The organism is Photorhabdus sp. HUG-39, assembly GCF_963878365.1.
In the GTDB taxonomy this organism is placed as follows: domain Bacteria; phylum Pseudomonadota; class Gammaproteobacteria; order Enterobacterales; family Enterobacteriaceae; genus Photorhabdus; species Photorhabdus kayaii.
In genome coordinates this window covers 30,789-43,597 of sequence record NZ_CAWNWY010000023.1, presented here as the reverse complement: position 1 = coordinate 43,597, position 12,809 = coordinate 30,789, and the positions used below count along the sequence as shown (strand labels likewise).

Genomic DNA, 12,809 nt, shown 5'->3' with positions numbered 1-12,809 from the left:
ACATTAATTAATAACAGAGATTGTTAATGGATGTTTATTTTTTCTGATTATTCAATTTCAAGTATGGCAAGTCGGTGGTAATGAATAGGGTTGTTTTTATTGATTGGGATAAGTGGATTACAGTAAGCTCAGTATGAAAAATAGAGCTTAAAGTAATCCAATAATCGTTTATGGCTTAATAACTTGATCTTTAATATTAAATTTGAATAATGCATCCTCATTTAAAGTTCTTGGTAGTAGCATTTTAACAATAGGCAAAAATTTACCTGTTGTTAAAATCAAATTACCTAAAGGTATAAATGTAAAACAGGCAACAGATGCTGTATTTACATTTGACCCTAAAGATCAAGTTGTGAGTCAGTAGTATAATATTTTAGTTATATACCCTATGGATTTCAGATGGATCGTGACGGAAAGGGCGTGAATCCCCGGAAGCATAGCAAACTATGTGACTGGGGTGAGCGCGTGCAGCCAACAAAATGATAAGAAGCTCGTTAATTCACTTAACGAGCTTCTTAAAGATATAGAAAGAATACCATTCTTTCTTGCCAGTATGATTAGTGAGATTTCCGGCTAAATCTAGCCATGCCCGGTTTTTGTGGATTGGAAACGAATCCGGGATTTCCAGCGCCTGGTTTCCAGCTTGCTTTCATTTTTGCGCCAATACTATTATAAAACTGATTCAGTTCATCGATATTATTGGCAATTGTCCATTTCCCTTTACTGACAATAGCAACCGGAAATTCCCCTGGTTCAGCAACCGCTTTGACAATTCCCCCGTGTTTCTTTATCTCTTCTTGTTCTTTATCCATCGCAAAAGCAGGGTAGCTTACTTGAGGACCATGCCTGATAACATTGTGCTCTATATCTTCAAATGGCCGGTTTGAATCAGATTTAGCGATATATTTGTTAATGCGATCGATGATTTTCTTTTCTTCTGATGAATTGGATGGCACTGAATGTGGTTGCGTTGTAAAACTAATCATGTCGTGCATATCATAATCACCGGTGAAAGGCAGTGCAGCCCAATTCTTTTTTTCTTTCAAAGGAGCCAGACTTGCTTCGAGATTGTTTAAATCTATGGGATAAATTTTCCCATTGACCTGTTTATCTGATAAACCGTGACCGCTGCTCATATAAATACCCTTGAGACGTCCCGTTTCTTTATTCCAGTGACCGACATAGCCTTCAATACCCGCCTCCTGCACTTTCTTTATCACATCTGAAGCTTCGTCTATGGGATAAGCTTTGTTAATTGAACCGGGTTTAATGGTTTTTTCCAGAATATCATGCCCCTTGGCCGCGGCGCCTTTACCCAAGGCTCTGAGTGTTGGTTCACCTGCTGCCCGAAAACTGACAGCAAAATTACCTATTCTGGACGCTTTTTCAATTGCCTCCATATGGCCTTCCCAGATAAATTGTCTCTTAACTTCTTGGCGAACGGAGGAGTCGCTAGTCAGATTATTTGAAAGTGAAAGATGTCCATCGGAAGGGGGTGGTAATGGAAATGTTCTACGGCTATTTTTACTATTCTGTATGGGTATTCTCTGAGAATTAGAATATTTTGGCATATTTATAAATCCTTTATTATTAGTTTGATTTATTATCTGTATAATTTTATATTGACATTAAATTATCAGAATTTTCTTTAGCGATAATAATACCTGTCCCATTTACTTTAACCACGATTTCTTGGCTATTTACCCATGTAGAAAGAATATCTTTTATTTTAGCTAAATAGGTTGAGAGAGTAATACCCGAAACTTCAAGAATAACACTTTCATTTTCCTGATTATAATTATTATCTGTTGTGGATTCGGTTATCAGATTCACTTTAGCTATGGCAAGGCGAATATCTTCGGTACCGCCTAAATCTGCACATAATTTATCTGCCAGAGCTTGGCTTATTTGTGAATTATCCAGACTGGGTTTTTGAACCACAGAAGTGGATATTTGGCTAATTGGTTTAATATTGTCTTTAATATCTTGCAGTTTCATCGGTACAGTAATGGAATACATTAAAGAGAGGCGAGGGCGATTACCAAGAGCTTGCCAAAAATTACCTAAACTATTTAAGTTTTCCTGCTGGGGAATAACTTGGGTATAGGCACCGGGAATACCGGTTAATTGACGATTATTGATTAATGCATTTAAAACCCGTGTCATCACTTGTGCGGCTTGATTATTGGGTTGACTGTCCGGGCTGGAGCTATCACTAGAGGGCTTACTCGCATCCCAGTAGGTAATTAAATAATTACAATTGATATTGACCCATCCCGGCAATAATGTGCTGCTCATCGGGTTATAACGTCTTGGTTCCGCAGAACGTAATTGTAGATCTTCATGTATATCATAAAGAAATACACTGACCGTCGGTTCCGATTGAATAGAGTTAATTTCAGGTAGATCAAAACGAATATTAATTTTCTGACCGGAAATATCTAAATATTGAGATAAAATAGTATTTAATGCTTGATTAATTTCGATAATCGCATTGTCAGAAGCAATGATGGTTGTCATATTTGTTCCTATTCTATTTTTTTAAAAAGCTAATCGGCCCGTTTTATTTAATTCAAGTATCACGGCTCGATCTATATGTTTATTTTCGATTTGTTTGCAGTTATCATCTGCGGATAATAGTGATGATAATAGAGCAATATTTCTAATATTCGCTCCGGTCAAATCGGATCGTTTAGCCAGATGCTCAAAATCAATTTCGTTGGACAATGTTAGTTGCTTAGGCCAAATTTTTTGCCACATTTTTTTACGTAATGCTTCATCAGGGTAAGTAAAGCGGGTAATAAAGGTAAAACGGCGGTTAAACGCGCTATCTAAATGGGTGCGGTTATTGGTGGCTAAAATGACTAATCCCGGATAATTTTCCAGTCGTTGTAGCAGATAAGAAACTTCAATATTAGCATGTCTGTCTTGGGCGTCTTTGGTTTCACTGCGTTTGCCAAATAGGGCGTCGGCTTCGTCGAAAAATAGTACCCCGGAATCGGCTTCGGCCAGATCGAAAATACGGGAGATATTTTTTTCGGTTTCACCGATATATTTATTTACCACGGTAGAGAGATCGACTTTAATTAGATCAACGCCAAGATGTCCGGCAATCACCTCAGCGGCCATGGTTTTACCGGTACCCGATTCTCCGTAAAATAGTGCACTAATACCGGTGCCATAACCGATTTTTTCCTGAAAGCCGGTAGCCAGAATTTGATCACGGTGATAAATGGCGGCAATAATTTCTTTTAATTGTTGCGCTAATACGTCTGAAATGACTAAATCATTAAGGCTGCGTTTGGGCGTTATTCGCTGAGCTAATTTACCGAAATTCTGTTGAGCGCGGAAACTTAATGCTTTACGCAGATCGATTTCTTCCAATTGGCCTTCTGGTTGTCGGATCATTTGATATTGATAAGCTTCTTCAACAATGAGCGGTAATGTTTCCGCAGTAAATGAAAAACGCTGACATAGCTGAGTAATATTAATTTTTTGAGCGATACTCTCCGGTAAACTTGCTTTTAGCAAGGTTTTTTTATCCACCAATGTTGCAACGGGCATATTAATTTGCACTATTGGCAGGTGTTTAATCCAGATGAATGCCTCTCCCGGTTCTACCAGACAAACTACGCGTAATTTTGGCTGATTCAGTAAAATAGATAAATCACGGTGTAATATTTTCTTTTCTTCTATGAGCAAAGAAAAATTGCGAATTAATAAACAAGCGTTATGTAGCCGGGTTTCTCGTATTGCATCCGCCAGCAGGCCGGATATTTTGGTTGTATTTTCTTCATCGATTAGGTGGGTTAAATCAAGCGTTAAGGTATGAATACCATGAGATTCCATAATATTGCTGACCGCTAATTCTCTGGCGCTGCCTTCTTTACCTCTGAGTATTATTAATGGTCGTATTTTGTCGGTTTCATTCAATAATATCTTCTCAAATGAGTGATAAAGGGTTTGCGGATACCCGTTATGTAAGGCAGGTGTTTGCCAGTTAGCACAGGTTATCAAGGGGGATAAAAGGGTTCGTTGTCCCGATAAAAAATGCCAGACCGCATTGTGAGTTAAAAATTGCGTTTGTAACCAGATAGATTCTTCGTGATTATTGAGTCGTAATAATTGGTTACTGATTAACGGTGTTTGCGGTAAAAAGCTATTTTGCAGTAATTGCCGATCACTTTGACGTTGGCTAAATAATTCAATGGCTAAAGCGAAGCTGGGCCACTGTTTTTTACTGCTACCATTTAGAGTAGCAAATAATGCATGATAACGGCCATCGAAATGGGGTAATAGACCTAATAATAAAACATCACGCTCAAATTCAGTCAGTTCAAAACGTTCGACCAACAATGATAATGCATCAAGGGCAGGGCTTGCCTCGATTTCTGGATGAAGAATAGGATTATTCGTTGTAGCCAGCCAATGAGGTATACCTTGCGGTGATATTAAACACTGTTCTATTTCCTCTTCGGTCAGTAAAAAGCTTTCCGGTAATGCATCGTACTGATCTCCCTTTTGATAATAGTATTGCTGTAATAGCAGATCGATACGTTCAAAATGGGGATAAATCCAGCGTAATTCAGCTCCGTTACAGGGGTTATTTGTGAGTAGGTAGTCCATATAAACCTTCTAAATATTTTTCCAGTCAATTTTTAAAGGGTGATTCAGCCAGGGAAGCTTGGCGATATTTAATGGCCACGGCCAATCGGTTAATAGCATATCGAACGGCTGATGCTCTACCATGATTTTGATTTCCTGTTCATTTATCAGCAATTCACCGGGCCGTTGTAAAAACAACTGACGAGCGTCATTGCGGCTTAACTTTTTCCAGCCGGGAAGTTGGCTAATAATGGCATCTAGCCATTGATCTATGATCAATTGTTTTTCTGGTTCAAGAGGGGTTAATTCAATCACTTCGTCAGCCATTAATCCACACAGAACGTTATTCAATATATTTTGCTCTGTCTGTATTTTTTCGTTTCCCCAAATTAGATAGTTAAGGAAATTAACCGCGCTAAATTGGGCTTGACGATGAATAAATTTTTGCTCTTCAAGTAAGCCCAGTTGATTAAATAATGCGGGTAGCATCGGCCATAAAATCAATATTCCAGCGTTATTCACCTGATATGAAAGAATTTGTCTGGATAATAAAGTTGATTCAGGCGGTACTTTTCTGATAGTTCGGAATTGGCTACATTTATTATCTTTAACAGATAGATTATTTGATGCTGCTGATATCTTATGGTTTTTTGATATTAATTCTTGATTTGTCGAATGTTGATATTTATGAATATTTTGAATGTCAACGTGAGTAAAGACTAATTTCTTATTAGATTTGTTTTTATCTGCATGGTCTGAAATAAAATGTTCAGGTAAATATTGCTTTTCCTGAATATTGATGCTGTCATGATTGGTAATAATTGATTTTTTACCAAGTATATCTTTATCCGTATGATTTGAAAAATAATGCTCAGGTAAATATTGATCTTCCTGAGTATTAATGTTGTCATAATTAGTAATAATTGATTTCTTACCGAGATCCATATGATTTGAAAAATAATGCTCAGGTAAATATTGATTTTCCTGAGTATTAACGTTGTTATGATTAGTAACAATTAATTTTTCACTGAGTATATCTTTATTCATATGATTTGAAATAAAATGCTCAGATAAATATTGATATTCTTTAGCTGATAGATATTTTTTACTGAATGTTGCAACAGTAATAGTTTGCCATAACTGTTTTAACCAATTATTTAATGGAATATTGTGAGTGATAATCTGACGAAATAACGTAATAATAGATGTTGCATTAAGTGTACCATTATCTAATTCAGTGGTGAGATGTGATAGCACTTTCGCATCCAGTTTAGGTATCTCCTGTGTATGATTTAGCTGTATATATTGCAACGCATTGAGTATTAGTTGTCCGGGGGAGGCAGGCTCCCCCAAATATTGTGATTTGTTTATCCTTTCGGATAGTTTGTGGTTAATAGCGCTTAATAAAGTGGGTTGCTTGAGCGCTAATAACCGTTGTAGACTTGGTTCAGATAAACAGCTTTTTGCTAAAAATAAAGCTAATTTATCTTCTATTCCAGCTAATTGATTAACTAATTCTTGGATATTGATGTCAATATTTTGATGATGAGTTTTAATCTCTATTGAATTCAATGCGGAATTCTTTTGATTTAAATAATGAATGAAATCTTCAACATTAATTGAATTGTTGACATATAATAAAGAAGGTTTGTTGGTTATTTTTTGCGATTTTGATTCTATTAGGGGTGTTTTTTTCTCCTGATGATTAATTTGATAATGGCTTAATGCTTTATTTAGTGCAGTATTAAGCTTTACAGGGAATAGTGAATTAAAGTTATGTAAATTTATTTCACCAAGATCCAGAGTTAATGTTTCTAAATAGATATCCTGATTAATGGGATGTTGAGTAAAGAATGTGTTAAATAACTTATTGATATCAGTTTGATTAAGCAGGGAGCCATGCAATACCTTTTTAGCCACCTGTTGATTATTAGCCTCAATAGTAATGATAATCCGGTTTAACAGATTTGGCTCCTTAGGCATATTAATATTTCCTCTGTCGTGAATTGATATATACTCTATGGATTTCAAGATGCATCGCGACGACAAGGGAGCGAATCCCCGGGAGCATAGATAACTATGTGACCGGGGTGAGTGAGTGCAGCCAACAAAGAGGCAACTTGAAAGATGACGGGTATAATAAATGTGAGGTGGGTTTTATATAGAATATATCACTATGATTAACTAATTTATTTTTTCATAATGTATCTCATAAAATATATATTTGCTGCTACATGTGTTCCATAATCTAACTGCCAATAATTAGTCCTTTTATCTCCCCCACCTGAAATTAAATTAATATAGTCAACTGAGTCATGATGATTACTATTAGTATTTAAGTCAGGCGTGCCATTACTTCCATCACACCATACCCAACCAGAAGGGGGACTATTATAATTGCCATAAAATGGCACAATTGTTCCTGGTGGAATAATTAGGTCAGCGAGTGCTGATGCAATTGATTGTATATCAATGCTTACGCCATCACTGTCTACTTTAATACCATTACCAGCCTTAGCTTTTACAGAGACGCCATTACTATCAACGTGAATACCATTGCTGGCCTTAACATCTAATCCATCACCTATTTTTATTCCCCAACCAAGTCTTACTGATATCCCTGTAGATTCGACGTTTATTGTATTATCTTTGGCTTTTACAGCGACACCATTACTATCAACATTAATACCGTTACCTGCTTTAACTTTTACACCTTCGTTAACTATTTCAATCCCGTCATGATTATCCACTTCAAGTTTATCGTTATTAATCCACAACCCCCTGCCGGTATTTACCGCTAATCCACCAGCGTCAGTCAGTAGGCTTTTATCTTTGACTTTTACAGCGACACCACTACCATCAACATTAATGCCATTATTTGCCTTAATTTTTACACCGTCTGAACCCAAGCTTAATCCACTTACACCACTCCAACCATTACCGGTATTGCCCCCTGCTAATTTTAAATAAAGACCAGAACCGTCAGTGACTGTAATACCACCGCTCGGCCAACATTTAACAGCTATGCCACTCGAATCAACGGAAATACCGCCGGTAGGGTTAGTTTTCACTGATAATCCATGATTATTATCCAGTTCTAGCCCTGAATTTGGATTGTCCGTCTGATCCGGTGCTTTGCCTACTGCCCGGCGACCGATATCAGCAATATCAATCAGGTCTGAATAATCGGTTTGTAGGGGAATACTGCCTTCTTTAAAACGATTTTTTAGTTCATCTGCTGAAGGTCCTATTGATTTAGGATTGGTATTTTCTGTATTGGATTGCGAAGTAGACAGATTATGTTTTTTTTCCATTTTAATGACCTTGTATATAATATTGAATTATTCTGTTTTAAATATCCTGTCAATATTGCCGTATAATGAAATGGCAATCAGGGAGAATATTTTATTTAACTCTGAAATCGATATTATTCAACTAATCTATTTTTGCTATTATGTTTACTCAAATGTAGTATTAATTTAAATTTTTGGTACATATAGTAACTGATTATCTTCTATTACCTTTTCGTTCCATTCAGTTCCAGAGTCGCCAATAACCTCTTTGCGCTGCTGTTCGGTGGCAATGCGCATATTACCTGTACCCGTTGCCGTTGAAGGTAGACGTCCTAACGTTAAGGTTTCTAAAATATTATAGGCTTCATCACCCAAGGGAGCGCCATTGTTCTGCCAACGCGTATTTTTCATTGGAAAAATACCAACGATAGCGCCATGCATCTTCTGGTTTCGGGAAATCATATTGTTGGCCGGATATTTTTTTAAGTAATATTCGGCCTTGAATACTATCGAACTTCACTACCTGTGCTTTAAGTTCATAACCGGCGGGAGAATCACTGTTAGCTAATATTGTTGTCGGCGGCCTATCGGGGGTAATGACATATTTCAGGGTGATTTCATCATGTTCTTCGATCATAGCAGGGAAGGGACTTTGGGTGCTGGAGGTGATCCAGCGTTCATCTTCTGTTCCCGTTTGATATGTCTCACTGGCATAAACCAGTTGATAATCCATATCTTCCATCCATACCGGGCTATTACACCAGCGTAAATTACCTTGTTCAAACGTGGTTTTCACACGGTCTAAATTACGCTCTAGATCAGTGCTATTACGGGTGTCAAGCGAGAAGGCGTCTCCTGTAATATCGGTGATCATTTGGCCCCGTAATGTGAATTTTCTGTCGCCCTCAATAATAATTAGATTAATCACTTGACCATGCAATAATTGGCCTGCCGTTCCTTTCTGGGTAATGACTAATTGATGATTTTTAGCATTGGTTTCACTGTTTATTGCCAGATTATCGGGCTTTTGCTCACTATCGAATTTTTTGTCAGGTTTTACCGGTAATAGCTGACGATGTTCAATCAGATAGAAAGGCAAATTAGCCAAGTTGGGGTTGTCTTTAAAACACTCTCCACCTAAGCCAATACGGGCGGCAATTCGTTTTTGCAGCGCTGACACTTTATCAATACGAATATTATTACGCTGGTAGGTCAATTCAGGTTGTTGAGCCAAATAACCGCGCTGAGTAGAGAGAAAATCCAATGAATCCAGAGTGAGTGGTCTGGCCGCGCGATGGGTACCAAAATATTCCAATAAGTCATTCAGGATTGATAATTCTTTTGCATAATTTTGTGGATGGATACCGTTACCATTATTAATAATAATTTGGGAGTCATTATTTAGTTGTTTGATTATATCAGGCATGATTTCCTGATGGACTTTCTGACCGACAGTATTGGCTTTAAAAGGCCATTGTATACCGTATATTGCATTTCCCCGTTGTTTAAAGGCTAGTAATTTCGGTAAAAGGTCGAGTTCGGCGCAGCCGTTAGCCAGCATCTGTTCAAACGGCAACATAAATTGGTGCAAGTGTACTTGCTGTTGAGTCTCGGCGTAGGTCTGTAATCCATAGCAGGCGGGTAATTTATTGCTGACTGGATAGTAATCCAAAACTTTACGATGTTTGCCCCAGTTTAATAATTCGGCCTGTGTCTCAATCAATGGCTCAGCAATAATTTTGCTCGCTATATCTTGTTTAGAAACAGCGACTTTTACTCCACCTTTGGCGGTAATAATGAGTGGGCTTGCTGGTGAGGAAATTAAGCTTAAGGGATCGTTACCCCATAGCCTGGGATAATATCCTTGAGTGATTGTCCAGGACCAATTATCGTCCACCAGCGGAGAAATGTTTTCATCGTGTTGGCCTAATGCTAATCGGGTAATACTTTGTATCCCCGGGATAGCCAATAAACGATTAGCCAAATGGCTGAGCTTTAATTCTGTCGGCTTGGTGTAATCTTTGGCTGCGGGTAATTCAGGTATCCAGCCGTGATGTAAATAAGGTCCCGCGAATATTTCTTCATTGCTGTAGCCTGATTCTTTCATGGCTTGAGTGGTATAACGTAATGGTGTTGCCAGTACCGTCTGTGCGGTTGTCATATAGACTTTGGCGAAGATGTCATCAATATCTCTCACATCATCATCCAGCTCAATATTAAGCTGCAATAAGAAATCCGTGGGTTGTAGCCAGATAATTTTACTGACGGATTCCCCCAGATTACGGTTGTTTTTTAAGAAAGCCGTCAGACTTTGCTGCACTAATGTCTTATTGATCTCAGTTTCCCGACTAGGAAGTAGATAAAGCCAGTAATTGCCTCTCAGCGTTAATTGTTGGCTATCTGGCGTTTTAATAAAACTATATTCACGTTTCTGTTTGTTATACCAGTATTCATAGCGTTCGCTTTCAGGCTCACGAACTAGCTGTACATCGTTAAAGAAAAAATAATCTGCATTGTTGTCGTTATTGTTATCGCTACTGTGCAAATCCAGTAAGGCGCGGCGATAATCTTCTGCCCACGGCATATATTTTCGGCTGAGTTCCTGCTGTAACTGATGACGGCCATAGTCAGGATTAACCCCTGTGACAAACACCGTTGATAGCTGATCAGCACGTCAACATAGGTGGGGTTGTCGATTTTGAGGGTGGTCCAGGGACTGCTGAGTTGACTTATCCAGTGGACCATTTCTGCCAGTCGGGCCGGGTTCAGGATCGGGCGCAGTGCATCATCGTTGTCTTTGTAACGACTGTCAGGGATCACAATCAGTTGTTGCGTTTCCGGGGCCGGGATTTTGGTTAATTCATTGGCGGAAGGGTATTTGACATCAAATATACTCGTAAAATTCTCTTTCAGTAGCGTGACAATGTTATTCCAACTTAAAGCACGGTTACGATGGGACAACCGAGGTGGAATTCGTGTGAGAAACGCGGGTTCTGTTTCTTTCGGACGCCCATTCCAGGAAGCCCAAGGTTGCGTCACACGGCTAATGGCGGCGGATGTGCTGACTGTCTGCTTGATACTGTCGGCAACCAAGCCATTGATAAAGTGATCATTTTCAATGCCTGCCGGGTTGATTAATGTGGCGGTGGTGGCGTTGTACAGTATGCCTTGCATTCTTGGGTAATCTTGAGGGGCGGTCTGCTGAGTTATCTCTGTTTTCAGCCAGTATCGTCCTGCCGGCATCAAGGCTGCTTGATTTGATGCATCCTGTGGCAATAATGTACTCCATATCCCCCGGTCAAACAGATTATGAGTTTGATCATGAACCAGTTGATTTAATGGTTGCCAGATGTTTTGTTGATTCAGATAAGACCAAGATAGCGTGAGTTCTTGAGTACCGACCAATTGCCAGTATAGGGATAAGGTTTGTCCCGGTAACACGTTGGTGAAGCCCAAATAGAGTGTGTCATTGGCGAATGAAGGGAGTTCTGCGTTTGGGTTTCCCCAACCAAAAGGCGTCAGGGGATAAACGGTGTATTGCTCAGTTTTTACTTTAGCGCTGAATATGATTTGCAACGCACTGATTTGTGGGGTGTAGGGTAAATTTTTACCGGTCGGATCTTTCCAGTATTGGGTGTGCATAAAATCTTGTTCAGTCAATTCTATGCGCACTGACGCATACTGTAACGAATTACCGGCGCTATCTTGCCCGGCATCAAACAGCGTGCCTTGTGCTACCAGAAATTCTGCGTTATCCGTATTCAGGCTAACGCTGATGGCAACGCTATCCGCTTGGGCGTTTTTGGGGTTTAGTCCCAGTAATTCTCGATAATAAAGATCACGGTGTCGCGCTGGGAAAGTGTTTAATAAGCGTTTGGTTGTTTCTAATAGTTTTAAAAAAGCCAATATAAACGCCTGATGTGGCGGTAAAAGGCCATTGGCTTGATTAACTTGTTGGTAAATACAAGCTAATTGCTGAGGATTATTTGCCTGAATAAAGTAAAAACTGTCCCAGAACTGTTTTTTATCTTGATCGAAAGGAATGATGGCGGCGTATTTTTTAAGCCAGTTTAAAATATCCAGCGTACTTCTTTCATCAAGTTTAAAAGCAGTATTTGGCACGATAGCGGAGAGTTTATTATCTAACTCGGCTTGTCCCATATTTATACCACCTGTTATTTAAAAATAAGGTTGAAAAGGTTATTTATCCGACACTGACGATATATTGGCTGGCATCCAATTGAGCAATGGTGACCATTCCCATACCGGGTATTGGGTGGCTCGGAGTAATATATTGCGCTTGAAATTGGACCTTTTTTTCGTCACCCACAATGGCGATCTTTTTGCCTTGGATCTGGGCGTGCCCACTGCCTCTAATGGTTGCCGGTCCCAGAAGGGTGACTTGCCGGTTGCCGAATAACGGTTCAAATAGCAGATTGTCGCCATCCACCACACATTGTTTACTCATAGGTTCACCCACACCTGGCCTTCGCTAACCTCAAGGATGCCATCAATTTGTTGGTTGATTTCGCTGCCTCTCAGGGCGTAAGTCACCTGAACATGCAGGGTATTGGGTAAGTCTGTTCTTTGATTTACCTGAATCATCGTGATTTGCGCGCGCGGTTCATAGCGCAGTACCCGTTCTTCAATTCGAGTTTGGATTTCTGCTATCAGTGCATCATTAATATTGGCAAACAGATAATCATTCAGGCCACAACCGTAATCTTCACGCATAATGCGTTCACCGGGTTCAGTGAGAAAAAGAATTTTCATGCTTTGGCGAACATTCTCTGCACCTGATGCCATTTGGACTCCGGTAGGTATTTCTGGATGCGTATTATCTTTAATAAAAAACTGTGGCGGAAAAGCCCAACCCCGGCCATAAATATCGGCTAATATGTTGTTTGTCAT

The 12,809-nt window shown here is 39.2% G+C and carries 9 protein-coding genes and 2 pseudogenes; 2 read left to right on the top strand and 9 right to left on the bottom strand.

The genetic code is table 11. From position 1 onward, the window contains the following. Positions 1-448 precede the first annotated feature (448 nt). Positions 449-577: a type II toxin-antitoxin system YoeB family toxin gene (locus AAC155_RS15255; protein WP_146748107.1), complete on the top strand. Its 129-nt coding sequence runs from the start codon at positions 449-451 to the stop codon at positions 575-577. Here the strand turns inward: AAC155_RS15255 and AAC155_RS15250 are convergent. From AAC155_RS15250 to AAC155_RS15235, 4 genes are all read right to left on the bottom strand, one after another. Then, complete coding sequence (locus AAC155_RS15250) at positions 558-1,400, bottom strand: Insecticial toxin (RefSeq protein ID WP_229015781.1); 843 nt, start codon at positions 1,398-1,400, stop codon at positions 558-560. The genes AAC155_RS15255 and AAC155_RS15250 overlap by 20 nt on opposite strands. Before the next feature lie 217 nt (positions 1,401-1,617). Continuing rightward, the gene (locus AAC155_RS15245) at positions 1,618-2,520 is read right to left on the bottom strand and encodes a DUF4255 domain-containing protein (RefSeq protein WP_113043172.1); all 903 of its coding nucleotides are present in this window, start codon (positions 2,518-2,520) and stop codon (positions 1,618-1,620) included. 21 nt (positions 2,521-2,541) lie between these two features. Next, positions 2,542-4,626, bottom strand: coding sequence for an ATP-binding protein (locus tag AAC155_RS15240; RefSeq protein WP_113043171.1), 2,085 nt, complete (start codon positions 4,624-4,626; stop codon positions 2,542-2,544). 9 nt (positions 4,627-4,635) lie between these two features. Continuing rightward, positions 4,636-6,588 carry a contractile injection system tape measure protein gene (locus tag AAC155_RS15235; RefSeq protein ID WP_113043170.1) on the bottom strand — a complete coding sequence of 651 codons (1,953 nt, stop codon included), beginning with the start codon at positions 6,586-6,588 and terminating at the stop codon, positions 4,636-4,638. A 23-nt stretch (positions 6,589-6,611) separates the two neighbouring features. On the opposite strand from AAC155_RS15235, the gene AAC155_RS15230 reads away from it, so the two are divergent. Then, positions 6,612-6,770, top strand: a complete 159-nt coding sequence (locus AAC155_RS15230) for a hypothetical protein (protein WP_158536580.1) — start codon at positions 6,612-6,614, stop codon at positions 6,768-6,770. A 24-nt stretch (positions 6,771-6,794) separates the two neighbouring features. Here AAC155_RS15230 and AAC155_RS15225 read toward each other — a convergent pair whose 3' ends face one another. From AAC155_RS15225 to AAC155_RS15205, 5 genes and pseudogenes are all read right to left on the bottom strand, one after another. Next, a complete protein-coding gene (locus AAC155_RS15225) occupies positions 6,795-7,919 on the bottom strand; it encodes a phage tail protein (protein ID WP_113043169.1) in 1,125 nt (374 codons plus the stop codon). Between the two features lie 165 nt (positions 7,920-8,084). After that, entirely contained in the window at positions 8,085-8,309 is a 225-nt protein-coding gene (locus tag AAC155_RS15220; RefSeq protein ID WP_315901984.1) for a hypothetical protein, read from the bottom strand. Between the two features lie 2,155 nt (positions 8,310-10,464). Further along, a pseudogene (locus tag AAC155_RS15215) lies at positions 10,465-12,059 on the bottom strand (hypothetical protein); the annotation flags it as partial. A 58-nt stretch (positions 12,060-12,117) separates the two neighbouring features. Next, positions 12,118-12,366, bottom strand: a pseudogene (locus AAC155_RS15210) (hypothetical protein); the annotation flags it as partial. Continuing rightward, complete coding sequence (locus AAC155_RS15205) at positions 12,363-12,809, bottom strand: GPW/gp25 family protein (protein ID WP_113043168.1); 447 nt, start codon at positions 12,807-12,809, stop codon at positions 12,363-12,365. The gene AAC155_RS15205 and the pseudogene AAC155_RS15210, both read right to left, overlap by 4 nt.